General features: G+C 57.3%; 21 protein-coding genes and 1 tRNA gene. 15 read left to right on the top strand and 7 right to left on the bottom strand.

Annotated features, from left to right (window positions below):
* Positions 1-75 precede the first annotated feature (75 nt).
* The 5 genes from LB462_RS00565 (at position 76) to LB462_RS00545 (ending at position 5,320) form a co-directional block, all read left to right on the top strand.
* Complete coding sequence (locus LB462_RS00565; RefSeq protein ID WP_224505490.1) at positions 76-1,518, top strand: methylmalonyl-CoA mutase family protein; 1,443 nt, start codon at positions 76-78, stop codon at positions 1,516-1,518.
* 1 nt (position 1,519) lies between these two features.
* Positions 1,520-3,652, top strand: a complete 2,133-nt coding sequence (gene scpA, locus LB462_RS00560) for a methylmalonyl-CoA mutase (RefSeq protein WP_224505489.1) — start codon at positions 1,520-1,522, stop codon at positions 3,650-3,652.
* A 1-nt stretch (position 3,653) separates the two neighbouring features.
* A complete protein-coding gene (locus tag LB462_RS00555; RefSeq protein ID WP_224505488.1) occupies positions 3,654-4,646 on the top strand; it encodes a magnesium transporter CorA family protein in 993 nt (330 codons plus the stop codon).
* Positions 4,647-4,718: 72 nt separating this feature from the next.
* Positions 4,719-4,940, top strand: a complete 222-nt coding sequence (locus LB462_RS00550) for an AbrB/MazE/SpoVT family DNA-binding domain-containing protein (protein WP_106715755.1) — start codon at positions 4,719-4,721, stop codon at positions 4,938-4,940.
* Positions 4,937-5,320 carry a type II toxin-antitoxin system death-on-curing family toxin gene (locus tag LB462_RS00545; protein ID WP_112527467.1) on the top strand — a complete coding sequence of 128 codons (384 nt, stop codon included), beginning with the start codon at positions 4,937-4,939 and terminating at the stop codon, positions 5,318-5,320. Before LB462_RS00550 ends, LB462_RS00545 begins: the two co-directional genes overlap by 4 nt.
* Positions 5,321-5,375: 55 nt before the next feature.
* On the opposite strand, the gene greA is transcribed toward LB462_RS00545, so the two are convergent.
* Positions 5,376-5,849, bottom strand: a complete 474-nt coding sequence (gene greA / locus LB462_RS00540) for a transcription elongation factor GreA (protein WP_224505487.1) — start codon at positions 5,847-5,849, stop codon at positions 5,376-5,378.
* Between the two features lie 81 nt (positions 5,850-5,930).
* Here greA and LB462_RS00535 point away from each other — a divergent pair, with 81 nt between their 5' ends.
* A complete protein-coding gene (locus LB462_RS00535; RefSeq protein ID WP_224505486.1) occupies positions 5,931-7,274 on the top strand; it encodes a TIGR03808 family TAT-translocated repetitive protein in 1,344 nt (447 codons plus the stop codon).
* Here LB462_RS00535 and LB462_RS00530 read toward each other — a convergent pair.
* The 4 genes from LB462_RS00530 to LB462_RS00515 are packed head-to-tail and all read right to left on the bottom strand — an operon-like array spanning position 7,267 to position 10,098.
* On the bottom strand, positions 7,267-8,286 hold the full coding sequence (locus tag LB462_RS00530) for an asparaginase (RefSeq protein ID WP_224505485.1): 1,020 nt from the start codon (positions 8,284-8,286) through the stop codon (positions 7,267-7,269). The genes LB462_RS00535 and LB462_RS00530 overlap by 8 nt on opposite strands.
* Positions 8,283-8,642, bottom strand: coding sequence for a type II toxin-antitoxin system PemK/MazF family toxin (locus LB462_RS00525; RefSeq protein WP_224505484.1), 360 nt, complete (start codon positions 8,640-8,642; stop codon positions 8,283-8,285). The genes LB462_RS00530 and LB462_RS00525 overlap by 4 nt, the downstream gene beginning before the upstream one ends.
* The gene (locus tag LB462_RS00520; protein ID WP_224505483.1) at positions 8,629-8,871 is read right to left on the bottom strand and encodes an antitoxin MazE family protein; all 243 of its coding nucleotides are present in this window, start codon (positions 8,869-8,871) and stop codon (positions 8,629-8,631) included. The genes LB462_RS00525 and LB462_RS00520 overlap by 14 nt, the downstream gene beginning before the upstream one ends.
* 60 nt (positions 8,872-8,931) lie before the next feature.
* Positions 8,932-10,098, bottom strand: coding sequence for an acetyl-CoA acetyltransferase (locus tag LB462_RS00515; RefSeq protein WP_224505482.1), 1,167 nt, complete (start codon positions 10,096-10,098; stop codon positions 8,932-8,934).
* Positions 10,099-10,282: 184 nt separating this feature from the next.
* Here LB462_RS00515 and betC point away from each other — a divergent pair, with 184 nt between their 5' ends.
* The 3 genes from betC to betB all read left to right on the top strand — a co-directional run bounded on the left by betC (position 10,283) and on the right by betB (position 15,137).
* Positions 10,283-11,803: a choline-sulfatase gene (betC, locus tag LB462_RS00510; protein ID WP_224505481.1), complete on the top strand. Its 1,521-nt coding sequence runs from the start codon at positions 10,283-10,285 to the stop codon at positions 11,801-11,803.
* A 14-nt stretch (positions 11,804-11,817) separates the two neighbouring features.
* On the top strand, positions 11,818-13,467 hold the full coding sequence (betA, locus tag LB462_RS00505) for a choline dehydrogenase (RefSeq protein ID WP_224506012.1): 1,650 nt from the start codon (positions 11,818-11,820) through the stop codon (positions 13,465-13,467).
* Between the two features lie 206 nt (positions 13,468-13,673).
* Positions 13,674-15,137 (top strand): betaine-aldehyde dehydrogenase, encoded by a 1,464-nt coding sequence (gene betB / locus LB462_RS00500; protein WP_224505480.1) that lies wholly within the window; start codon positions 13,674-13,676, stop codon positions 15,135-15,137.
* 9 nt (positions 15,138-15,146) lie between these two features.
* On the opposite strand, the gene LB462_RS00495 is transcribed toward betB, so the two are convergent.
* Complete coding sequence (locus LB462_RS00495) at positions 15,147-17,393, bottom strand: AGE family epimerase/isomerase (protein ID WP_224505479.1); 2,247 nt, start codon at positions 17,391-17,393, stop codon at positions 15,147-15,149.
* 195 nt (positions 17,394-17,588) lie between these two features.
* Between LB462_RS00495 and LB462_RS00490 the strand changes: the two genes are divergently transcribed.
* Positions 17,589-17,665 (top strand) — tRNA-Pro (locus LB462_RS00490).
* A 275-nt stretch (positions 17,666-17,940) separates the two neighbouring features.
* Positions 17,941-18,186 carry a YMGG-like glycine zipper-containing protein gene (locus LB462_RS00485; RefSeq protein WP_112527454.1) on the top strand — a complete coding sequence of 82 codons (246 nt, stop codon included), beginning with the start codon at positions 17,941-17,943 and terminating at the stop codon, positions 18,184-18,186.
* Between the two features lie 123 nt (positions 18,187-18,309).
* Here the strand turns inward: LB462_RS00485 and LB462_RS00480 are convergent, their stop codons facing one another.
* Positions 18,310-19,368 carry a LacI family DNA-binding transcriptional regulator gene (locus tag LB462_RS00480; RefSeq protein ID WP_224505478.1) on the bottom strand — a complete coding sequence of 353 codons (1,059 nt, stop codon included), beginning with the start codon at positions 19,366-19,368 and terminating at the stop codon, positions 18,310-18,312.
* A gap of 230 nt (positions 19,369-19,598) precedes the next feature.
* Between LB462_RS00480 and LB462_RS00475 the strand changes: the two genes are divergently transcribed.
* From LB462_RS00475 to LB462_RS00460, 4 genes are all read left to right on the top strand, one after another.
* Complete coding sequence (locus LB462_RS00475; RefSeq protein ID WP_209997625.1) at positions 19,599-20,588, top strand: autoinducer 2 ABC transporter substrate-binding protein; 990 nt, start codon at positions 19,599-19,601, stop codon at positions 20,586-20,588.
* Between the two features lie 74 nt (positions 20,589-20,662).
* On the top strand, positions 20,663-22,171 hold the full coding sequence (locus tag LB462_RS00470; protein WP_224505477.1) for a sugar ABC transporter ATP-binding protein: 1,509 nt from the start codon (positions 20,663-20,665) through the stop codon (positions 22,169-22,171).
* Positions 22,164-23,159 (top strand): ABC transporter permease, encoded by a 996-nt coding sequence (locus tag LB462_RS00465; protein WP_224505476.1) that lies wholly within the window; start codon positions 22,164-22,166, stop codon positions 23,157-23,159. Before LB462_RS00470 ends, LB462_RS00465 begins: the two co-directional genes overlap by 8 nt.
* Entirely contained in the window at positions 23,156-24,151 is a 996-nt protein-coding gene (locus LB462_RS00460; RefSeq protein WP_224505475.1) for an ABC transporter permease, read from the top strand. The genes LB462_RS00465 and LB462_RS00460 overlap by 4 nt, the downstream gene beginning before the upstream one ends.
* The last annotated feature ends 3 nt before the right edge of the window (positions 24,152-24,154 follow it).

The raw sequence follows: 24,154 nt of genomic DNA, 5'->3' as shown, positions 1-24,154 counted from the left end.
GGCACTTTGCTTTGTTGCGAAGCAGCATGACTCCTCCTAAAGTCGCGAAAAGAATGCGCGCAACAGGGAGAAAGCATGGACGCGTCACTGCTCAAGCAAACTGAATTTGCGCCGATTGACCGGGATGGCTGGGTTAAACTTGCGCAAAAAGCCCTCAAAGGCGCGGATTTCGATGAATCCCTGATCTCGAAGACAGACGATGCTATCGCCATCGAACCTCTCTATGAACGCCGCCGCAACGCATTGCTGACCCCGCGAAAGAATCCTTCGAAGCCTTGGCATATCGTCCAGCGGATCGATGATCCGGATCCGGTTCGTGCCAACAGGCAGCTGTTGGAAGAACTGGAGAACGGAGCTACCGGCATTGCTCTGGTGTTCGAGGGCGCCCCGAATGCTTTCGGCTATGGCCTCCCCTCGACGCGTGAAGCCGTCGACAAGGTGCTCTATGGCGTTCATCTCGACATGATCCATCTGCGCATGGACGTGCATCCGAAAAGCCGTGCCTGTGCCGACTGGTTCGTGGATTACATGCGTCCCCGCGATGTCAATCCGAAGACGCTGAGCTTCTCGCTTGGCATCGATCCCGCTGCCACTCTGGCCGGAACGGGCCGTCTGCGCATGAGCCTTGCAGCGCTGAAAGCCTCGCTGCCACAATCGCTTTCGGGCTTTTTCTCATCCGATCTGCCTGGAATCGTGCTTGAGGCGGACGGCCGCGTCTACCACAATGCGGGTGCCACAGAGGCGCAAGAACTCGGTGCGATGTTGTCCATCACCACTGGCCATTTCCGGCTGTTCGAAGAGGCGCGTCAGCCCATTGTCTATGCTGCTCCACATATCGGTTTTGCACTCTCGGTCGACCAGGATCAGTTCCTTTCGATCGCCAAGATTCGGGCTTTGCGGCGTCTGTGGGCGCGTTTGCAGGAGGCTTGCGGTAGCATGCGCCCCTCGCAGGCAACGATCCATGCCGAAACATCATACCGGATGATCACGAGGCTCGATCCCGAAACCAATATATTGCGCAACACGATTGCAGGCTTCGCTGCGGCTGCCGGCGGTGCAGATTCGATTGCGGTTTTGCCCCATACGATTGCCCATGGCTTGCCTGATGCCTTTGCGCGGCGCCTTGCCCGCAACACACAGCTCGTCATTGCGGAAGAAAGCAATCTGGCCTTCGTTGCCGATCCGGCTTGCGGTTCTGGTGCGGTGGAAAGTCTGACGGAGAATCTCTGTGAGGCGGCATGGAAGGAATTTCAGGCGCTTGAACAAGACGGCGGCATTTTGCAAAGCCTTGTCGATGGCAAGTTCCAGGCTCGTATCATCGCGGCCCGGAATGCCCGAACAGAGGAATACCTTTCCGGCAAACGTGCCATCGTGGGCACAACGCTTTTCCCGGCCCGGCGAGAACGACCTGTCACCGTGCTTGATGCACCCCACATGCCTTTGCCGACGGATGGCGTCGTTCATTGCGAACCGCTAACTTTCCCGCGCATCGATGAAACCTTGCAGGCCTCTGAATAAAATGAGAATTCCGGATTTCACCAAGATCGATTGGCAAGAGCCGAAGCCCCTCGCCCCAACGCCGGAGGCCGCAGCCTGGATCACGCCTGAGGGTATCCAGGTCAAGCGCTCCTATGGCGATGCGGCGCTGCGCGGGCTGCCGCATCTGGACAGCTTTCCCGGTGCCGCGCCATTTATCCGTGGTCCCTACCCGACGATGTACGTCCAGCAGCCCTGGACGATCCGGCAATATGCCGGCTTCTCGACAGCCGAGGAATCCAATGCCTTTTACCGGCGCAATCTTGGCGCCGGCCAAAAAGGCCTTTCCGTTGCTTTCGATCTGGCAACCCATCGCGGTTATGACAGTGATCACCCGCGTGTCGCAGGCGACGTCGGGATGGCGGGCGTCGCCATCGATTCCATTCTCGATATGCAACAGCTGTTCGACGGTATTCCGCTTGGCGAAATGACCGTTTCCATGACCATGAACGGGGCAGTGCTGCCAATCCTCGCGCTTTACATCGTTGCGGCCGAAGAACAAGGCGTCAGCCAAAAGCAGCTCGCCGGAACCATTCAGAACGATATTCTGAAGGAGTTCATGGTACGCAACACGTATATCTACCCGCCGCAACCTTCGATGCGAATTGTCTCGGACATCTTTTCCTACACGTCAGAAAACATGCCGAAGTTCAATTCGATCTCGATTTCCGGCTATCACATGCAGGAAGCGGGGGCGACCGCCGACCTTGAGCTCGCCTACACCATCGCCGACGGCATAGAATATGCGCGCGCGGGTGTTGCTGCTGGTCAGGACATCGATAGTTTTGCACCGCGCCTCTCCTTCTTCTGGGCGATCGGCATGAATTTCTTCATGGAAGTTGCGAAGCTGCGTGCCGCGCGCCTGCTTTGGGCGGTTCTGATGAAGAAGAACTTCAATCCAAAGGACGAGCGCTCGCTCTCGCTGCGCACCCATTCGCAAACCTCGGGCTGGTCGCTGACGGCACAGGACCCTTACAACAATATCGTGCGCACCATGATCGAGGCCATGGCTTCGACACAGGGGCATACGCAGTCGCTGCACACCAATTCTTTCGACGAAGCGCTGGCTCTTCCAACCGATCACTCGGCTCACATAGCCCGCAGTACACAGCTGGTCTTGCAAAAGGAGTCCGGCACGACGCGCACAATCGATCCCTGGGGCGGTTCATTTTATCTCGAGCGGCTCACGCATGACCTTGCCGCCCGTGCCCTCGCCCACATCGACGAGGTAGAAGCGCTGGGCGGCATGGCCAAGGCCATCGAACAGGGCATTCCGAAGATGCGCATCGAAGCCGCCGCAGCCCGCACGCAAGCACGTATCGATAGTGGCCGGCAACCGGTCATAGGCGTCAACTCCTATCGCCCGACCGAGGATATGGAAGTCGACGTGTTGAAAGTCGACAACGCGGAGGTGCGCGCGCGCCAGCTTTCCAAGCTGCAGCAGTTGAAGGGAACGCGCAATGTTGCCGCGGTCGATGCAGCCTTGTCTGCGCTGACGGCAGCAGCGAAGGCGGGCAAAGGCAATCTGCTCGACCTGGCGATCCAGGCAGCGCGGGCACGCGCAACGGTTGGCGAGATATCGTTGGCGCTGGAAAAGGCCTATGGGCGGCATGTAGCCAACATCCACACGATTTCCGGGGTTTATCGCAAGGAAGCCGGGAAAAGCGAAGTCATCGACCGCGTTGAAGCCAAAGCGGCTGCTTACGAAAAACGCACGGGGAGGAAGCCTCGTATTCTTGTCGCAAAGATGGGCCAGGACGGCCACGACCGCGGTCAGAAGGTCATAGCAACTGCCTTCGGTGATCTCGGATTCGAGGTCATTGTTGGCGCCATGTTCCAGACGCCTGAAGAAGTTGCGGACCTCGCCATCGAGAGCAATGTCGATATCGTTGGCGTCTCATCGCTGGCAGCTGGACATCTGACGCTCGTACCGGAACTCAAGCAGGCGCTGAAACGCCGCGAGCGGGACGATACTCTTATTATCGTTGGCGGTGTCATACCACCGCAGGACTTCGATGCGATCCTCAAGGCAGGTGCAACGGCTATTTTCCCTCCCGGCACTGTAATCGGCGAGGCCGCCGAGAAACTGATCGATACCTTGCTGGATTCATTGTGAAATGATTTATGTCTACGCGCTGCAAGATGATTATCTGATGCCTAGTGCTGCTCTTGCGGGGGCCGATCTGCCACCCAATGCAGTCTGGATCGACCTTATCAACCCGACCCATGAAGAGGACGTCCAGGTTGAGAACTGGACCAAGGCGACCATACCGACCCACGAGGATATGATCGAGATCGAGGAATCCAGCCGTTTCTACGCTGAGAATGGCGCGCAATATCTGACGGCCTCCATCCTGCACTCTACCGAATTGAAACATCACGGTATCGCTCCGGTATCTTTCATTCTCACAGGAAAGCTGCTTGTCACTGTCCGCTATACCGATCCGAAGGCTTTCATTCTGTTCATTGGCCGCGCGACCAAGCCGGGGAACGGTCTCATTACACCCAAATGCAGCGGCATCAGCATTCTGCTGGGATTGATCGAAGCCGTGACTGACCGGATCGCAGACATTCTCGAAGGTGTAGCTGGTGAAATTGATGTGAATTCCCACGCGATCTTCCGGCGATCGGAAAATGACAAGCCGATGACAACGAAGAACTTCAGGGACAGTCTCAACAATATCGGTATTCAAGGTGCGTTTCTTTCCAAAATTCGGGAAAGCATCGCCGGCGTCAGCCGCCTCCTCGTTTATACGGCTGCCATTCCGGAAGAGGCCCTGGGCAAAAAGGATATACGGGCCACGATCAAGTCGCTGGAGCGCGACACGCAATCGTTGAGCACCTATGTCGATTTCCTTTCCAACAAGGTGACCTTTCTGCTTGATACGGTCGTTGGGCTCATCTCAATCGAGCAGAACGCTATCATCAAGATCTTCTCCGTCGCCGCTGTCGCCTTCATGCCGCCGACGCTCGTCGCATCGATTTACGGCATGAACTTTCATTTCATGCCCGAACTTGATGAGGTCTGGGGCTATCCGATGGCCATCGCCCTGATGATTGCCTCAGCCGTTATCCCGCTCCTGATCTTCCGCAAAAAGGGCTGGCTGTAAGACCACAATCTCCAGCTTGTATGTGTCGTACACTTACGTTATACCTCGCGTTATAACATCGGAGTTAAGGCCATGAACGTAACCGTGAGGAAAATCGGAAATTCGGAAGGGGTTATCCTGCCGAAGGATGTGCTTGAGAGGAACCATCTGAAGGCCGGAGATCAGCTGGAAGTCATTCAAACTGCCGACGGCATAATTTTGAAGCCTACTGACGATTCGTTCGAACGTCAGATGGAAGCCGCACGCAAAATGATGGACAAGTACAAGACCGTTTTTCAAAAGCTTGCTGAATGAGTTGGGAATTCCTTTCCCGCTTGTCAGTGGAAGCAATGCATGCGGAGCAGTTGCATCGTCATGGCGGAGCTCACGGTTTGAGAGACGAAAATGCCCTCGAATCGGCTTTGGCTCGCGCCGAAAACAAATCTAATTATGGCGATCCAGACATAGCAGAGCTAGCCGGAGCTTACATGTTTGGCTTGGCCAGAAACCATGCCTTTGTCGATGGAAACAAGCGTACGGCGCTCGCTGCAGCCCTCGCCTTCCTCGTGATCAACGGCTACGTGCCGACTGCCGATCCCGGTACACTTTACACGTTTGTGATGAACGTCGCCGCTGGCGAAATTGACGAAACTGGCGCGGCGGCCTTCTTCCGCGATCACATCGAGCCGGTATGAAAAGCGCTTTAAATTGAATCTCTTGCGTCTCACTGCTTAAATTGAGATTTCAACTTCAAGGTGCAGTATCGATCGCCGTTATCTCCCACTCGCGATCATTCAGCACGAAACTGTCGCCAATGGATTTACCGAACATCGCCTTGGCCATAGGTGACACATGCGAGATCTTGCCATGGCTGGCGTCCGCTTCGTCCTCGCCGACAATTGCCCAGGTTTGTGATTTGTCGTCTTCGTCGGCGATTGTGACTGTCATGCCGAACCGGACCACATCGCTACGCGGATCGGGGCGTGAGACTTCGGCCGATTCCCTGCGTGCGTTCCAGTACCGCAGGTCGCGTGAGGCCCGCGCGATCAGATCGCGGTCAGCCTCGGCGTTGCCTTTGGCCAGCGCCTCATGCGCCGCTGCGAGTTCGGCATGTATGTGAGCGAGGCCCTTTTCCGTCACCAGATTTCGGTGCGGGCTTATGGGGCGCTCGCCGACATCGATCGAGGAGTTGCTATCGTCTTCCTTTGTGAAGGCCCTGCTCATCGAACGAAGGTAGGCCTTGCTAGGCCCTACAGCAAGTGCAATCCTCCATCACCCGTCTCATTCTCTTCCGCGGATAACAATATGATCAACCGACGCTTCGTCCTGACTGGTCTGGCCTCGCTTGCCGGCGTCGGCATTCTGCCGCGCACCACGCAAGCCCAGACCGCATCAGGAATAATCAACGCTGTGGAATTCGGGTTGAACCCGGGGGGCCCGGACGATCAGACATTCAAGCTGAATGCGTTGCTAACCAAAGCAAGTTCGTCCGGTCAGCAGATATTCCTGCCACCTGGAGCCTATATTGTCTCGGGTGTGCAGTTTCCCGCCTATGTCAATCTGCTCGGTGTTTCCGGCAAGTCGCGTCTTCTGTTCGGAGGAAAATCTGGTCTGATAGGGGCCAATGGTTCCAGCCATATTCGGCTCAACGGCCTTGTGATCGACGGCGACGGCAGGCCTCTAGGCGAGAGCATTCGAGGGCTATTCGAAGCCAGTAACGTCGCTCATCTCGTACTGGATGATTGCCAGATTGTCGGTGCGCGCAAGAATGCCGTGGATCTCTTCAAATGCGGTGGGCGTATCGAGGGGACGCGTATCTCGGGCGCCAGCGATGCGGCCATATTTGCTGCGGACTCCACCGGACTAGAGATCACCGGCAATGAGATCCACGATTGTGGTAATGGCGGCATTCTCGTTCAGCGCTACGAGCAAGGCCGAGACGGCACGATCGTTACGGGCAACCGCATTAGCAAGACCAGGGCGGATGCAGGCGGCACCGGTCAGAACGGAAACGCCATCAATATCTTTCGCGCGAACAATGTCATCGTTTCCAACAATGTCATCAACGACAGCGCCTTTACCGCGATCCGCGGCAATAGTGCCAGCAATTTGCAGATCACCGGGAACAATTGCAGTGCGAGCGGCGAAACCGCGATTTATTCGGAGTTCGCTTTCGAAGGCGCGGTCATCGCCAACAATCTCGTCGATGGTGCTGCAAACGGCATATCGATGGTCAATTTCGACAGCGGAGGCCGGCTCGGAACCTGCAGCGGCAATTTGGTGCGCAACCTCTCGACCAAGGGCCCGTATCCCGGCACCTTCGGCATCGGCATCAGCGTCGAAGCCGACATCTCGGTTACCGGCAATGTGGTTGAAAACGCCCCAATTTACGGCATACAGCTCGGCTGGGGCGCTTACATGCGCAATGTGATTGCGACTGGAAACATCGTCCGCACGTCAGGCGAAGGTATCTATGTCAGTGTCGTCGAGGGTGTCGGCTCGGCTATCATTTCTGACAACATTATCCAGGGTTCCAGGAACGGCGGCATTGTTGGTCATAGCTGGACTGACGTCACGGTCAAGGATTTGACCCAGAAGAGCGCCCAGATCTATCCAAACCTTACTGTCGAGCGGAATATCGTCAATTGATATCGGCGTCCGTCAACGCTTCTGTCGGGCTGATGACGCCATAAGTGATGCCGTTCCAGTTGCGCATTTCGCGGTCAGCAAACCGGTCGAGCTTCGATTCCAGTTCGTCCTCGTTGCGATAGATCCGGGCGAGAACCGTGGCGATGATTGCCTCGGATGCCCGCGCGCTCCCGTCATCGCACTTGATAGCGATCCCGAGCCCGAGTTCCGGCAATGCCCCGGCGTAGACGCCTTCGGCACCACCCTTTACGAAGATGCGGTTTGGAGCCATCTCCATTAAAACCGTACAGGCGCGATTGGTACCCGCGACATAGTATGGTGCTGCCATCGCCGCATCGACAAGGCGCCGCGCCGCAGCGGCACGAACCGGCTCGAATCCAACCCCCGTCGCCATGCGGGCGAAGCCATGCGCCAGGTTTTTCAATGGAATGGCATAGGTCGGGATAGAACAACCATCTGTCCCGCAACGATCCAGCGTGTGCGGTGCGCCGGTGACGCTCTGCATGGCATCGCGCACCATATCCTGTTCGGGTGAGCCCAAGGCAGAATAGCCGTGCGTTTCGATGCCAAGATGCCGGCACGTGCACAGGAATCCTGCATGTTTGCCGGAACAATTATTATGCAGCGGCGTCGGCTCCTGGCCACTTTTCGCCAGCGCGATCAGCACGGGTTGCTGCGTCGGCCAATGCGAGCCGCACTCAAGTGCCGAAACATCGAGCCCGGCGCGGCCCAGCATATCGGCGGCCTTCGCCACATGTTGCGGCTCGCCCGAATGCGAGGCACAGGCCATGGCGAGTTCCTCATCGCCGAAGCCATAGGCATCCGCCGCGCCGCTTTCGACCAGCGGCAGCGCCTGAATTGCCTTGATCGCAGAGCGCGGAAAGGTCGGTCGCTCGATGTCGCCGAGCGAGAAGACGATCTTGCCGTCGCCATCGGTCACGATCACCGTGCCACGATGACGGCTCTCCACCGTTTCGCCGCGAAAAACTTCAACCAGTACCGGATTGCTCATGTCGACGGTTCCATATGTGTGCGTGGTGACGACGCTAAGCCAAGAAACACCAGCATTGCTAGATTCAGACGAACAAGATCGTCATCACTCAATCGTCCGATAAACATCCCGATTTTGGATTTCGGCACGGATGAAATTTTATCCACCATGACCCAGGATTGATGGCGCAAGCCATTATCAGGATTTGGATCTATCATTGGCCGGGCAAATGGTACCTGAAGGTCGATGCTCGTCAACGTGCATATAACGATCGAATTCGTCCCGTCAAAACTATCATTTTGAACAATGACCACAGGTCGAGGCTCTCCTGCATAGTCTTTGCCCCCGGCGACCGTCCAAACATCACCGCGTTTCATCGTCATTGTCATCAAAGTCAGAAATTGAATCAATAAATGCCTGATCGTCTGCCTCAGTCGGACTATTGGCAATCGCCAGCGACTGCCTGTGAGCTTCTTCCTTAAATTCCTTCGAATTTACATCCGGCAGCCAAAACTGGACTGGACGCAAGCCCTGTGCCCGCAAACGCTCACGATGCTCCTTGACCTTCTGCTGAGAGGTCTTTTTCGGTTGGGCGGATGAACGCATGTCATGCTCCTGATAGGTTACATGTAACCTATCACAGCTTTGCTTGTGATGCTACCAGCGTTATTTTATCCGCTCCAGCACCGAAACATAATTGGCGACCGCTGCGCCGCCCATGTTGAAAATGCCCGCAATCTTGGCGCCCGGCACCTGTATGCCGCCGGCCTCCCCGGTCAACTGCATCGATGACAGCACGTGCATCGAAACACCGCTGGCGCCGATCGGATGCCCCTTGGCCTTGAGGCCGCCGGAAGGATTGACCGGCAGGCGACCGCCCATCTCGGTCTGGCCTTCGAGCACTATCTTGGCGCCCTCGCCCGGCTTCGCCAGTCCCATTGCCTCATACTCGATCAGTTCGGCGATGGTGAAGCAGTCATGCGTCTCAACGAAGGACAGGTCATCGATGGTCACGCCGGCTTGCTCCAGCGCGCGCTTCCAGCCTTCCGAACAACCCTCAAACAGCAGGATATCGCGCTTGGAGATCGGCAAGAAATCCTGAACGTGCGCGGCTGCACGAAATGCCACGGCACGCTTCATCTTCAGCGCAGTCTGCGTATCGGTCAGCACCAGCGCTGCCGCACCGTCGGAGACGAGAGAACAATCGGTACGCTTCAACGGACCCGCAACGAATGGGTTCTTCTCGCTCTCCTGCCGGCAGAAATCATAGCCGAGATCCTTGCGCATCTGCGCATAGGGATTATTGACGCCGTTCTTGTGGTTCTTGGCAGCGATCATCGCCAAGGCGTCGGATTGATCACCGTATTTCTGGAAATAGGCGGCTGCGATCTGGCCGAAGACTCCGGCAAAACCGGCGGGAATCTCGCCCTCTTCCGGCAGATAAGACGCTTTGAGCAAATTCTTGCCGATTTCCGGACCGGGCGTCGATGTCATCTTCTCGACACCCACGACCAGTACGACCTTGGCGCTGCCCGCACTAATAGTCTTGATGCCCTGATGCACGGCTGCCGAGCCGGTTGCACAAGCGTTTTCAACACGCGTCGCGGGCTTGAAGCGAAAGGCATCACTCGCCTGCAGAACCAGGCTGGCGGTGAAATCCTGGGGAGAGAAACCCGCATTGAAATGACCCAGCACAATCTCGTCTACGTCTTCAGGACCAATGCCGGCGTGATCGAGTGCCCCTAACGCAGCTTTGACGATCAGGCTTTCGACAGTTTCGCCTTCCAGCTTTCCAAACGGCAGATGTGACCATCCAACGATACAGGCAGTCATTTCCATTCCTCCAAATCTCTTTCTCTTGAGCTAACCATGAAACCCGCGCGATTCAAGGCGAACCTGCATGGACGGCCAGAAATATCGGTCGTCATGCGGTGCGCAATGGCGTAACTGAAACAGCGACCATCATTGCCATATGGAAAATGCTATGAGGACGAATTTTGCCCCTGCCGGAGCCTGCATGAGACCGAACATACTTATTTTAATGGTTGATCAGCTGAATGGAACACTTTTTCCAGACGGTCCGGCGGAATTCATCCATGCACCACACCTGAAGGCATTGGCCAAGCGTTCGGCCCGCTTTGCGAATACGTATACTGCCTCGCCGCTCTGTGCCCCTGCCCGTGCTTCTCTGATGTCGGGTCAGCTACCATCGCGCACCCGCGTCTATGACAATGCGGCGGAGTTTGTCTCGGATATCCCGACTTACGCACATCATCTGCGCCGTGCTGGTTACTACACCGGTCTCTCCGGCAAGATGCATTTCGTCGGCCCGGACCAATTGCATGGCCTTGAAGAACGCCTGACCACGGATATCTACCCCGCGGATTTCGGCTGGACACCGGACTATCGCAAGCCGGGAGAACGCATCGACTGGTGGTATCACAATCTTGGCTCGGTCACTGGCGCGGGCGTTGCCGAGATCACCAACCAGATGGAATATGACGACGAGGTCGCTTTCCACGCACGGCAAAAGCTCTACCAGCTATCGCGTGAATCGGATGATGCATCGCGCCGGCCATGGTGCCTGACAGTCTCCTTCACGCATCCGCACGATCCTTATGTGGCGCGGCGCAAATATTGGGACCTTTATGAGGGGTCGCCTGCGCTCGATCCAAAGGTCAGTGCCATTCCGTTTGAAAAACAGGACCCGCATTCGAAGCGGCTACTCGAAGCATGCGAGCATCATTGCTTCGATATAACGCCCGAAGAGGTTCGGCGGGCGCGGCAGGGCTATCTCGCCAACATTTCCTATGTCGACGACAAGGTCGGCGAAATTCTCGAAGTCCTGCAGTCCACACGAATGCTGGACGACACGATCATCGTGTTCACATCAGATCACGGCGACATGCTGGGCGAGCGCGGACTTTGGTTCAAGATGAACTTCTTCGAAGGTTCCGCTCGCGTTCCGCTGATGATCGCGGGCAAAGGTATTTCTCCACAATTGATCTCGGACCCCGTGTCGACACTCGATGTCAATCCGACGCTCGGGGCGCTTGCAGGTATCGATATCGCCGAAATCCTGCCATGGACCGATGGCGAGGATTTGACCCCTGTCATGCAAGGCAAGGCGCGCGCCGGTCCCGTTCTGATGGAATATGCGGCGGAAGGCTCGAACGCCCCGCTCGTCTGCATCCGCGAAGGCGCCTACAAGTTCGTGCATTGCGAGATCGATCCGCCGCAACTCTTTGATCTTGAATCGGATCCGGATGAACTGACCAACCTCGCGACCAATCCGGCGCATGCCAAGCTGGTCGCAGATTTCACGGCGAAAGCCCGGAGCCGCTGGGATATGGCACGGTTCGATGCCGCGGTGCGCGAAAGCCAGGCGCGGCGCTGGGTCGTCTATGAAGCGCTGCGCAACGGCTCATACTATCCATGGGACTATCAGCCACTGCAGAAGGCTTCCGAGCGTTACATGCGCAATCATATGGACCTGAACGTTCTGGAAGAGAACGCCCGCTACCCGCGCGGCGAGTGAGCATGAAGAGCATTATGGAAGCAGATTTCGTCATCATCGGTTCTGGTTCTGCGGGTTCCGCGATGGCTTACCGCCTGTCGGAGGACGGCAAATATTCGGTGATTGTCATCGAATTCGGCGGCACCGATATCGGCCCATTTATCCAGATGCCGGCGGCACTGTCCTTCCCGATGAATATGAGCACCTATGATTGGGGCTTTATGTCCGAACCCGAGCCGCACCTTGGCGGGCGCCGTTTGGTCACGCCTCGCGGCAAAGTCATCGGCGGCTCCTCCTCGATCAACGGCATGGTCTATGTGCGCGGCCATGCACATGATTTCGACCATTGGGCGGAAAGTGGCGCGAGCGGCTGGTCCTATGCAGACGTGCTGCCCTATTTCAAACGCATGGAACACTCGCACGGCGGCGAACCGGGATGGCGCGGCACGGATGGACCCATGCATATACAACGCGGGCGCCGGGACAATCCATTGTTCCACGCCTTTGTCGATGCCGGCCAACAAGCGGGTTTCGAAGTTACCGAAGACTATAATGGTTCGAAGCAGGAAGGTTTCGGGGCCATGGAGCAAACCATCCACAATGGCCGCCGCTGGTCCGCGGCCAATGCCTATCTTCGCCCGGCGTTAAAACGCAAAAACATGAATCTGGTCAATGGTTTCGCCCGGCGTGTGATCATTGAGAGTGGGCGAGCGGTCGGTGTCGAAATCACCCGGCGCGGCAAGACAGAGGTGATACGCGCCCGGCGCGAAGTGATCGTCGCCGCCTCGTCCATCAATTCACCCAAGCTGCTGATGCTGTCAGGTATCGGCCCCGCCTCCCATCTGAAAGAGCATGGAATCGACGTCGTTGCCGACCGGCCCGGTGTCGGCCAGAATCTGCAGGATCATATGGAGGTCTATATCCAGCAGGAAAGCCTGAAACCGATCACTCTGAATTCCAAACTTGGGCTCTTCTCAAAGGCCATGATCGGCGCCGAATGGCTGTTCTTCAAGACCGGCCATGGCGCGACCAACCATTTCGAATCCGCAGCTTTCGTCCGTTCAAAACCCGGCGTAGACTATCCGGACATCCAGTATCATTTCCTGCCCGCAGCTATCCGTTACGATGGCCGGGCCGCGGTAAAGGGTCATGGTTTCCAGGCGCATGTCGGTCCGATGCGGTCGAAGTCGCGCGGGAGTGTGACGCTTCGCTCATCTGATCCGTTCGAGAAACCCAAGATCGTTTTCAATTATATGTCGCATCCCGACGACTGGGTGGATTTCCGCCACGCCGTACGATTGACGCGCGAGATTTTCGGACAGGCAGCACTAGATCCCTATCGCGGCAAGGAGATTTCCCCGGGTGCGCATGTGCAGTCGGATGATGAGATCGATGATTTCCTGCGCGAACACGCAGAGAGCGCTTTTCACCCCTGTGGCACCTGTAAAATGGGCTCGGCAAACGATCCGATGGCGGTGGTCGATCCGCACTGCCGGGTGATCGGCGTCGAAGGTCTTCGTATTGCGGATAGTTCGATCTTCCCGCGCGTTACCAATGGCAACCTCAACGGCCCTTCGATCATGGCCGGCGAAAAGGCTGCCGATCATATTCTTGACCGCGATCCCTTGCCTCGCTCCAATCAGGAGCCGTGGATCAATCCGCGCTGGCAGGTGAGTGATCGATGAATGGCCATGCTTCGACTTTTTCTGCTTGCGTCGCCGCTGTGCGTGGTTCGACAAGCTCACCATGAGGGATGTTGTTGATGGCAGGGAGCCAAGAACAACGCCGTCGGTAGTTAATTTCTGCAATCAATTCACCACCCTCATGGTGAGCTTGTCGAACCACGCACAGCGCCTATGCTGATAAATGTTAGAACCCAGGAGAACACACCATGCGCGCGCAGCCCAAGGCATCGCATTTCATCAATGGCCGCTTCGTCGAGGACAAGGACGGCAAGCCGCTTGATGTAATCTATCCTGCAACGGGGGAGATCATCGCCAGGCTCTTTGGCGCGACACCGGCGCTGATCGAGCAGGCGGTGCAGGCTGCCGCCGCCGCGCAACCGGCCTGGGCTGCGCTAAAGCCGGTGGAACGCGGCCGTATCCTGCGCCGCGCTGCCGATATCCTGCGTGCCCGCAATGCCGAAATCGCTGAACTCGAAACACTCGATACCGGCAAGGCTATTCAGGAAACGCTGGTTGCCGATCCCGCATCCGCCGCCGATGCACTGGAATTCTATGGCGGCATCATCGCCGGGTTCAATGGCGAGATGATCGAGCTTGGCGGATCCTATGCCTACACGCGCCGCGAGGCTTTGGGCGTTTGCGTCGGCATCGGCGCATGGAATTATCCAATTCAAGGTGCGGGCTGGAAGTCCGCTCCAGCGCTTGCTGCCGGCAATGCCATGATCTTCAAGCCGTCCGAAAACACACCGCTGTCGGCCCTTGCCTTGGCTGAAGTCTACAAGGAAGCTGGCCTGCCCGATGGTCTGTTCAACGTGTTGCAGGGTTTCGGCGATGTCGGCTCGCAGCTGGTGGATCATCCGCTCGTCGCCAAGGTCTCGCTGACCGGCTCGGTTCCGACAGGCAAGCGCGTGCTGGCACAGGCGGGCTCGCATATGAAGCACGCGACCATGGAACTCGGCGGCAAATCTCCCTTGATCATTTTCGACGACGCCGACGTGGAAAATGCTGTCGGCGGCGCGCTCCTCGGCAATTTCTATTCGACCGGCCAAGTGTGCTCCAATGGCACGCGCGTCTTCGTACAGGGTGGCATCAAGGAGCAGTTCCTCGACCGCCTGACCACGCGCACCAAGGCCATTCGCCTCGGGGATCCGCTCGATCCGGAAATTCACCTCGGACCACTGGTCAACGCTTCCCAGCGCGACAAGGTCGTGTCCTACATCGAAAAGGGCAAAGCCGAGGGTGCGACGCTGCATTTCGGTGGCGGCGTCCCTCAGATGCAGGGTTTCGAGGGCGGGTGCTTCGTCGAACCGACCATCTTCACCAACGTAACTGACAATATGGTCATCGCCCGGGAAGAAATCTTTGGCCCCGTGATGGCAGTCCTTGATTTTCAGGAGGAGGACGAAGTCATCGCCCGTGCCAACGATACTGAATTCGGCTTGTCAGCCGGTGTATTCACCAAGGACCTGTCACGCGCGCACCGCGTGATCAGCCAGCTCAAGGCAGGCACTTGCTGGATCAATACCTATAATCTTGCACCGGTAGAAATGCCGTTCGGTGGCTTCAAGCAATCCGGCGTCGGCCGCGAGAACGGCCTTGCCGCGCTTTATCACTACAGCCAGATCAAGTCGGTCTATGTCGAAACCGGCAAGGTAGAGAGCCCTTATTAAGGGTCCGGACTAAGCCTTCTTGCCGACGTAAGCCACATACTGCGTCAGCGCGCACACCAGATGATAGAAGATCGAGGCCGGGACATCCTCGGCTTTGGCCTTTCCCGTTTCATCGATGAGGTCGATCCACAGCCCCTTTGGTGCGGGTTCTATGTGCCAGCGAAAGAGACGGCCTACCCGGGCTTCTACCTCAGGCTTCAGGTCCGGTCCCCCATTGCCATCAAGCGCAATGGCGGCCTTGACGGCTTCGGTCTGCGGCCAGCTGCGTGAATTGGTGTCCAGCGGCAAACCGTGACGCGACACAGCATTGTAGGCAAGTTCTGTCGAGCGGTTGAGGCCGTTCGCGATCGCCGACGCATAGAGTTTGCGTCCATAGCGCATGACATCTTTCTGACCCGTAACGCGGGCAAAGTCGGACAGGAGCGAAGCCCATTCGAAATGATGGCCAGGTTCCGTCCATTCCCCCTGTTCGCCGGGTGCGCGGGACCAATCATTGCTGAAATATTCGCCCAGCGTCCAGGTCTCGGCATCGAACATGTGGTGCCGGAAGAGATCAACGATTCGCGCGGCCCTTTGAAGATAGTCGCGATTGCCGGTCGCTTCATGCCAGGCGAGAAAAGCTTCAAGCAGATGCATATGCGGGTTGGCCCGCCGCAGGCCCGTGTCGCCCGGTGTCTCGAGGAAACCCGTCAGGCGGGCGTCGGCCAGATAATCGTCGATAAACACAAAGGTTTCAGTACCGAGCGCCAATGCCTCCTTGTGGCCCGCCTTGTGTGCGTGGGCCAACGCTAGCAATACACATGACTGATCATAGGCATCCTCGGTAGGATCCAAAACACTGCCATCCTCGTTGAATGTCTTGGTCCAGCCGCCACGGTCAGTGCGGCCCTTTTTGATGTAGCTGATTCCGTGGTCGATCAGCGCGTTGGCTGGTCCATCCCAGCCCATCTCATGCGCAACGGCAAATGCGTAGATCTGCCGGGCCATCGTGCGCATGCGCTTGGTCTTCTTGATGGGAATCGCATCGAAGGAAAGGGCCTCGTGGAAACCACCGTGTCTGTCATCGACACCCACTGTGGACCATAGCGGCAGTGTTTCATCGAAGAGCCAGTGACGAACCCTGTTACCGTAGGCTCCGACATGCGGGAGCCGGTCTTGTGCGGGCGTGAATTTGGTCTCCAGCCGCCCGGTTTTCTCCAGTTGTTCGACAATCTTGCGAACATTCTGACTCTCGCTCACCGGCGCAACGAAAGTGGCATCCGCCGTGGCGACCACAGCCGTATCGCGCAGCCCGACTGCGGAAAGCAGACGGCCGTCACTCCGCAGATAGCTATGCTCGCAATCGATCGCCACCACATCACCAACGATCACATTGCCGTTGCCATCGACGGAACCGACTTCCAAAAGGGATTGCCAGGAACCAAGATCATTCCAGCGGAATTTTGCCGGAACGAGTGCAATGTCCGAGGCCCGCTCCATGATGGCATAATCAACCGAAATGGATGGCACAGCGGCGTAAAGGTCATGCGGCAGATACGTGCCGGATATGTTCGTATCCGCCTTGTCGAGCGCGGCAATCGCACCATCCCAGATTTCAGCGGCATGCGACTTGAAGACGTCGCGCATGACACTCGCCCGAAAAAAGAAAATGCCTGCATTCCAGAGGAAATTCCCGGATTCCAGATATTGTTTCGCAGTCTGTTCGTTTGGCTTCTCGACAAAACGCACGACGTCGCGGATATCTCCAGTCTGCAGGCTGGTCTCGATATAGCCGTATCCGGTTTCTGCGCGATCCGGCTGGATACCGAAGACAACGATCCGGCCTTCGTTAGCGGCACTGATGCCGGATTCGATGGTGTTCCAGAAATCCCGATCGGTGGTTATCTCATGATCGGACGGAACCACGAGCACGAGTTCATCGCCATGCTCGCGCAACGTTATCTCCGTTGCCAATGCAACTGCAGACGCGGTATTGCGGCCCATCGGTTCGAGGATAGGCCTGCCGCCGCCGAGGTCGACCCCTGCCAGATCCTGGTTGATGTGATCCGAATGACGCTCCGACGCCAGCAGATAAACCGGCACGGCACTCCCTTCGATCCGGGCGCCCATACGCTTGACGGTGCGCAGCAGCATCGAGCCCTGCCCGGAAATATTGTGGAATTGCTTGGGGAAATCCTCTCGCGATAGCGGCCAGAGTCGGGAACCAACACCGCCACTCATGACAAAGCTGATGATCTTTTGCTTTTTCGCCGCCATCGATCGCATTCCCGCTGCTCAAGTGCCTCAAAACTATGCTTTTCGAATGGATACTAGACTTTCCGCCCCGATCACAGTGCATAAATCGGCTGTTTCGCATGTCACCCGTAGTTCCTGCCGCCATAATTAAAAACGGGCGCAGGAAACAACTTGCAGGCGCTGAAACCGGACGTTATATACCCCGCGTACTGGTCACGGAGTGTAGCGCAGCCTGGTAGCGCACGTCGTTCGGGACGACGGGGTCGGAGGTTCGAATCCTCTCACTCCGACCAGTGAAATCGGGTAGCTGGCTACCCACTTTCATCCCACAGCAACGATTGTTCATTTCCGCCTGCGTGGGGCGCGCCATTGGCTGGATCGTCAACCCTTTCACCGCTCGTACTACGCTAACGTTCAAACGTCTCAGCTGAACGCCGCTCGCCCCATTGCGCCGCGGATTTCAGCACTATTGCCTAACCTGGTTTTTGCGACGTAAGATATTTACGGCTTCGCTATTCCAGCGTGGGGGCCAAGCAAAATTGTGGAATCGCAAAGGGGGATTGTTGACATGCGAACATTAATTGCTGCTGTGGCGGCATTGTTTATGCTTTCGGCCTGCACGACGACAGAAAAAGATCTCAGTATAGGCACGGTGGCAGGCGCGGCAATCGGCGGAATCGCTGGTGGCGGCAGAGGGGCTTTGATTGGCGCCGGGGCCGGCGCTCTTGGCGGACTGTTGGTTCGAAATCTGCGAAACGGCAACTGTCAATATCGTAACAGTCGCGGTCATATCTATACAGCCCGTTGCAGGTAGTTCCCGATAACGGGGGTTATTTTCTCAGCGACGCTAATCCGAGCTGCCTAAACACTCTTCATCAAGACTTTGACGCCCTGCTTCGGTGGGGCGTTATTCGTTCACACGGTCGTAGCCGCCCGCCTACGCTATATCCTTGATGGCGTCGAGAGGTCCCTTGAGTGCGGTGCGCGGCGGTACAAGTTCCGGCTGAATGAGGTAAGTCTGCACTGACGGGCGGTTCTCCGCCATGATCTCGAACGCCTTCGTGATCATCCCTTCGATATCCTGACGGATCATGATAACCGGAAACGGCAGGAACGACCCGAACGGATCATAATCATAGCAGCCAACGACGATGTCGAGGAACGCTTCATTCGGGTGCTGGGCCATGAAACGCAGAAGGCCTTCGAAATTGATGGACGAATTGATGAACAATCCTCGCGGCAGCTTGCCTTCCCGCTCGTAGAAACGCTCGAAAGCAATCTGTGCCATGTTGGGGGAGTAGCCGGTCGGTTCTATGCACTTGTCTGAATCGCCCTGCATCAGCTCGCGCTTGATGGCACGAAATCCGCGAATACGTTCCCGGCTCGCGTGATCGTCGCGGCCGCCAAATAGATAAAGTTCGTCGGGGCCAAGCTTCAGATCATCGCTGAAATGGCGAATTATCGCCTCCGTCAGCATGCGTGCACCCTGATAATTATCGCTGATCACGGAGGGCGCCTTGCTGCCTGGCAGATCGATATTGACGTGCTTGAGGCCGGACCCGATGCAGACGGCATGTACACCGTCGGGATCGGTGGCGCCGGCCACGATCAGCTCGTCGACGGAATAGGAAATCAGCGTTTCCACTGTTCGCCTTTCCTCCTCCGGATCACGGCAGGCACTGACGACGATGGGACACTGCCCCCGACTGCGAACGTGTGCTTCGAACGACTGTGCCATTGATGAAAAATAACGGTTGTCGTGAACAGGCAGCAGAAGGCCGACAAGGCCAGACCTTGAACTGCGCAGTCCCCGCGCTTGCAGGTTCGCGGTGTACTGATGCCGATCGGCCAGATCGCGTATCAGCTCAGCCGTACTTTCCTTGATCCGGCGCTTGCGCCAGGTGCCATTGAGAACCGCGCTGACAGTAGACGGCGAGCTTCCGGAAAGCACCGAAAGGTCGTAGATGGTCGCCTTTTTCTTCGGCTGATGTTCCATGATTTCTCCTCCGGCTGCTCTACCGCCAAACATCGCTTGACGAAAGTGGCAAACTAAATGATATTCATTGCACCATCGATTGTGCAAAAATGCAACATCGGTGGTGCAGACATCGCAGCGTGAGGAGGCGGTGATCGAGCGCGGGTTTTCCAGGACCATTCCGGTTCTGCCAATGACCGCCGCCCGATTGGATGTTAAGCTCCCGTGGGGAGCACATGGAGGAGGAAACAATGAAAAGATTTGTAATCGCCGCCGTTGCGGCATCGCTGTCTTTGGCGGGCGCCTTCACGGCTCTCGCAGCCGACAGCGGCAAGGTTGGTATCGTCGTCAAGATCGGCGGTATTCCATGGTTCAACGCCATGGATGCAGGCATCAAGGAACAGGGCAAAAAGCTCGGCGTCGACGCCTTCATGGTTGGGCCGACAAGTGCCGATCCAGCACTCCAGGTTCGCGCCATCGAAGATCTGATTGCGCAAGGCGTGAAGGTCATCGGCGTTGTACCGAACGATGCGAAGGTTCTTGAACCGGTGCTCAGCAAAGCCAAGGAAAAGGGCATCATCGTCATCACCCACGAATCGCCGAGCCAAAAAGGCGCTGATTGGGATTTCGAACTCGCCTCTGCGACCGGCTTCGGTGAAGCGCACGCCAAGCTTCTCGCGGAAAAGATGGGCGGCAAGGGCGAATATGCCGTTTTCGTTGGATCTCTGACCGTTCCGCTGCACAACGCGTGGGCCGATGCCGCCAATGAATATATCAAGAAGAACTATCCAGACATGAAGCTCGTTGGCGAACGCTATGGCGTTGCCGAGGACGTGGACAAGAGCCGCTCGACGGCGCTCGATCTCATTTCAGCGCATCCCGACCTCAAGGGCTTCCTGGCGTTCGGCAGCCAGGGACCGATCGGTGCGGGTCGGGCTATCGAAGAACGGCGCAAGACCGGTGAAATCTTCGTGCTTGGACCGTTCTCGCCGGGCCAGGGACAGAAGCTGATCAAATCCGGTGCTATTTCCGGCGGCTTCATGTGGAATCCGAAGCAGGCCGGCGAAGTCTTTGTCACGCTTGCTGACAAGCTGATGAAGGGTGAAAAACTGAAAGATGGTGACGATATCGAAGGTCTCGGTGTAATCCACCCTGACGTCGAGAACCACAACATCATCGTCGACCAGCTTGTGCCGATCAACAAGGAAACCGTGGCCGATCTGGCCAAGATGGGTCTTTGATCGGCCCTGGTTCTTCTGCTGCCGGTGTCACTACGCCGGCAGCGTCAAGTCTCCGATTTTGACAGGCACTTATAATGGCAGACATTCCGGGCACGGGCGCGAAGCCCCTCTTGTCGTTGCACAATATCAATATGACCTTCGGCGGCATCAAGGCGCTCAAGAACGTGAGCTTCGAAGTGCTGCCTGGCGAGGTCCATTGTCTTGCCGGCGAAAACGGGTCCGGCAAGAGTACGCTCATCAAGATCATAACCGGAGTCTATCGTCCGGAGGACGGCGCCGTCATCGAATATGACGGGCAAACCTATTCGCATATGTCTCCCGTTACTGCCCAAGCCAGCGGAATTCAGGTGATCTGGCAGGATCTTGCCTTGTTTCCTGAAATGACCGTTGCGGAGAACATCGCTTTCCAGACCGTGATCGGCCGCTGGCCGCGGTTCGTCAACTATCGCACTATGCATGATATCGCGGTCAAAGCGCTCAAGCGCCTCGGCGTCGCACTGGATGTCGATGCACCGCTCAAGGACTATTCGATTGCGCAGCGCCAGATCGTGGCTATTGCCCGCGCGCTTGTCGGCGAAGCGAAGCTCGTCTTCATGGATGAACCGACAGCTTCCCTCACGCAGTCCGAAACCGACCATTTGATCGAGATCGTGCGCTCGTTGTCAGCTTCCGGTGTCGCAGTCGTGTTCGTCAGTCACCGTCTGGCTGAAGTGCTGGAAATCTCCAACCGTCTCACTGTGCTGCGTGATGGCGCCCTGGTCGGCGTTTACCCCGTGGAAGGAATGACGCAATCACGCGTTACCGAGCTGATGACCGGCAAGAATTTCGATCAGCAGGTGCGGGCAAAGTCAGTTCGCGATAATCCGATCGTTCTCGAGGTCAAGAGGCTTTCGCGCCCGGGTCAATTTCACGATATTTCGTTCAACGTACGCAGCGGTGAAACGCTCGGCATAACCGGCCTGCTCGGCGCAGGACGCACGGAACTTGCGCTCGCGCTCTTCGGCATGCTGAAGCCCCGGTCCGGGTCCGTTTCGCTGCATGGAAAACCGGTACGCTTTTCGTCGAACCGCGACGCGATCAAGGCAGGCATCGCCTATCTCTCCGAAGACCGCCTGTCGCTTGGACTTATTCAGCCGCAGTCAATCGCTGACAATCTGGTGATAGCCTCGCTTGATAGCATCAAATCGGGCGGGCTCTTGTCCGACGACCGAAAACGCCAGCTGGTTGCGCGGTGGATTGCCGATCTCGGCGTGAAGATCGGCAGACAGAGCGATGCGGTCTCGACCTTGTCCGGTGGCAATCAGCAGCGCATTGCGATCGCCAAATGGCTCGCCACTGACCCGAAGCTCCTCATCCTCGATGCGCCGACCGTCGGCGTCGATGTGGGCGCGCGCGCCGGAATCTTCGAAATCGTGGCGAAGCTCGCCGAGAGTGGTCTTGCCATCATCCTGATCTCGGATGAGGTTCCTGAAGTCTATTTCAACGCGGACCGGGTCCTGCACATGGCGCAAGGCCAGATTGCAGGATGGTTTGATCCGCAGTCGTGCAGCCTCCAGGAGATCGAGGCCGCCGTCTATGCGTAAGCTCGTTCAATCCCACGCGACCGAATTCGCGCTCCTCGCCGTCATAGCGGCCATCTGTGTTGTTCTTTCGCTGACCACGGATAGCTTCTTTTCCCTGGGCAATGCATTCGATCTGCTGAACACGAGTTCCGTCAACATCATCTTCGCCGTCGGGCTTCTGGTCGTTCTGATTGCGGGCGGCATCGACATTTCCTTCGCGGTTGCCGCGTCCGTCGTGCAATATGTTACGGCCCTGATCCTTGGCTACATCGGTGGTGGCGGCTGGATCAGCGGGCTCCTCATCGCCGGCAGCCTCGGCATATTGCTCGGGGCATTCAACGCCTTCCTGATTCACCGTTTCCGCATCATTTCCATCGTCGCCACCATCGCCACCTTCAACATCTACTTCGGGCTGCTGATGTTCTTCACGCAAGGCGTATCGATCTACGATCTGCCCGACTGGCTGACTGACAGGGTGGTGTTGTTCGAACACGAGATGGCCGATGGAACGTGGGCAGAGATAACCTTGCCTGTCCTTGTCATGGTGATCTGCGTCGCTGCGACATGGCTGTTCATAACCCGAACCACGACCGGACGGCAGCTATACGCCTTCGGTGACAATCCTGAAGGCGCCCGCCGCTTCGGCATCAATATCGGTGCGATGCAATTCATCGCGTTCGGATGGCTCGGGATGATGGCAGGGATCGCGGGTCTGATCCAGGCGCATTATGCGCAGGAGGTCGTGCCCAATGCCCTTTACGGGCGGGAACTCGACGTATTGGCAGCGGTCGTTCTTGGCGGCGCAAGGCTTGGCGGCGGCAAGGGATCGGTTCTGGGCTGCGTCCTCGGCGTCCTTCTCATCGCCATCACCCAGAATGGATTGAACCTCCTCGGCGTATCGCCATTCGCCTTCAAGATGATCGTCGGCGCGATCATCCTCGTCGCCATTACGCTGTCGAACACAAGCATCGAAAAGCTGTTGCCGTTCATGCGAGGAGCCCGCCGATGAATACGGCCGTCAACCGCATCAAAGAGTTTCTCGGCCCCGAGATAGCGGGGCCGGGCTTGGCCTTCGTGGCCGTGATGCTGTTCTTCAGTCTCGCGTCTCCGCAATTTCTCAGCTCTGCAACGTTCGGATCGGTGGCGTTCCAGCTGCCTGAACTCGGCCTGCTCACCCTCGCAATGTTGCTTCCGGTTTTGACCGGCGGCCTCAACCTCGCAATTACTTTCACGGCGAACCTCGCGGGTCTCACTGTCGCCTGGGTGCTTCAGGCCAATGGCGGCGTGGACGCAAGCATGGCTTCGTTTGTCCTTGGATGCATCCTGGCAATCGCCGTGGGCGCTGCGACAGGTGTCGTGATGGGTCTGGTCATTGCCTATACGCGCGCTCATCCCATTCTCGTCTCGCTGTCGATGATGATCTTTGTTCGTGGTCTCGGTGAGTTCTTGACCCGTGGTGGCGATATTTCGGGATTTCCTGCCTTCCTGCAGCCAATAGGTCACGGCAGCCTTGCGGGCATTCCCATACCACTCCTGATATTCATCGTGTGCGTGCTCGTCTGGCATGTGCTGTTGACGCGGCTGAAGCTCGGCTTCAACACCTACATGATCGGCTCCAATATCGACGCAGCACGCTATTCCGGTGTCAATACCCGCAAGGTGCTTGTGCTGGTCTATACCCTCTCTGGCGCCATGTCCGCGGTCGCAGGCATCATCATGCTGGCGCGGTTCAATTCCGTGCGCGTCGGCCACGGGGAGTCTTACCTTTTGATTACTGTGCTCGCCTGTTTCCTCGGCGGCGTTAATCCGTTCGGCGGGTTCGGACGCGTGATCCCGGTTTTCGTCGCCCTGGTGGTGCTCCAGCTTCTTTCGTCGGGGCTCAACCTCATGGGAGCCAACCAACATCTGGCAACCGCGGTCTGGGGAATCCTCCTCATCGCCGTCATGATCCTGCGTTGGCTCGCCGCTCAGCTCATGATTTTCAATCGCAGAAAAGGATAGGAA

Origin of the sequence: Phyllobacterium chamaecytisi (assembly GCF_020164455.1) — a bacterium.
GTDB classification, from domain to species: Bacteria; Pseudomonadota; Alphaproteobacteria; order Rhizobiales; family Rhizobiaceae; genus Phyllobacterium; species Phyllobacterium chamaecytisi.
The sequence above is the reverse complement of the archived record's forward strand: the minus strand, read 5'-3'. Positions and strand labels throughout refer to the sequence as shown.

Bases quoted from the DNA above. Each gene is read 5' to 3' on its own strand.
- LB462_RS00565 (WP_224505490.1), top strand. From the start codon at position 76: ATGGACGCGTCACTGCTCAAGCAAACTGAATTTGCGCCGATTGACCGG.
- scpA (WP_224505489.1), top strand. From the start codon at position 1,520: ATGAGAATTCCGGATTTCACCAAGATCGATTGGCAAGAGCCGAAGCCC.
- LB462_RS00555 (WP_224505488.1), top strand. From the start codon at position 3,654: ATGATTTATGTCTACGCGCTGCAAGATGATTATCTGATGCCTAGTGCT.
- LB462_RS00550 (WP_106715755.1), top strand. From the start codon at position 4,719: ATGAACGTAACCGTGAGGAAAATCGGAAATTCGGAAGGGGTTATCCTG.
- LB462_RS00545 (WP_112527467.1), top strand. From the start codon at position 4,937: ATGAGTTGGGAATTCCTTTCCCGCTTGTCAGTGGAAGCAATGCATGCG.
- greA (WP_224505487.1), bottom strand. From the start codon at position 5,849: ATGAGCAGGGCCTTCACAAAGGAAGACGATAGCAACTCCTCGATCGAT.
- LB462_RS00535 (WP_224505486.1), top strand. From the start codon at position 5,931: ATGATCAACCGACGCTTCGTCCTGACTGGTCTGGCCTCGCTTGCCGGC.
- LB462_RS00530 (WP_224505485.1), bottom strand. From the start codon at position 8,286: ATGAGCAATCCGGTACTGGTTGAAGTTTTTCGCGGCGAAACGGTGGAG.
- LB462_RS00525 (WP_224505484.1), bottom strand. From the start codon at position 8,642: ATGAAACGCGGTGATGTTTGGACGGTCGCCGGGGGCAAAGACTATGCA.
- LB462_RS00520 (WP_224505483.1), bottom strand. From the start codon at position 8,871: ATGCGTTCATCCGCCCAACCGAAAAAGACCTCTCAGCAGAAGGTCAAG.
- LB462_RS00515 (WP_224505482.1), bottom strand. From the start codon at position 10,098: ATGACTGCCTGTATCGTTGGATGGTCACATCTGCCGTTTGGAAAGCTG.
- betC (WP_224505481.1), top strand. From the start codon at position 10,283: ATGAGACCGAACATACTTATTTTAATGGTTGATCAGCTGAATGGAACA.
- betA (WP_224506012.1), top strand. From the start codon at position 11,818: ATGGAAGCAGATTTCGTCATCATCGGTTCTGGTTCTGCGGGTTCCGCG.
- betB (WP_224505480.1), top strand. From the start codon at position 13,674: ATGCGCGCGCAGCCCAAGGCATCGCATTTCATCAATGGCCGCTTCGTC.
- LB462_RS00495 (WP_224505479.1), bottom strand. From the start codon at position 17,393: ATGGCGGCGAAAAAGCAAAAGATCATCAGCTTTGTCATGAGTGGCGGT.
- LB462_RS00485 (WP_112527454.1), top strand. From the start codon at position 17,941: ATGCGAACATTAATTGCTGCTGTGGCGGCATTGTTTATGCTTTCGGCC.
- LB462_RS00480 (WP_224505478.1), bottom strand. From the start codon at position 19,368: ATGGAACATCAGCCGAAGAAAAAGGCGACCATCTACGACCTTTCGGTG.
- LB462_RS00475 (WP_209997625.1), top strand. From the start codon at position 19,599: ATGAAAAGATTTGTAATCGCCGCCGTTGCGGCATCGCTGTCTTTGGCG.
- LB462_RS00470 (WP_224505477.1), top strand. From the start codon at position 20,663: ATGGCAGACATTCCGGGCACGGGCGCGAAGCCCCTCTTGTCGTTGCAC.
- LB462_RS00465 (WP_224505476.1), top strand. From the start codon at position 22,164: ATGCGTAAGCTCGTTCAATCCCACGCGACCGAATTCGCGCTCCTCGCC.
- LB462_RS00460 (WP_224505475.1), top strand. From the start codon at position 23,156: ATGAATACGGCCGTCAACCGCATCAAAGAGTTTCTCGGCCCCGAGATA.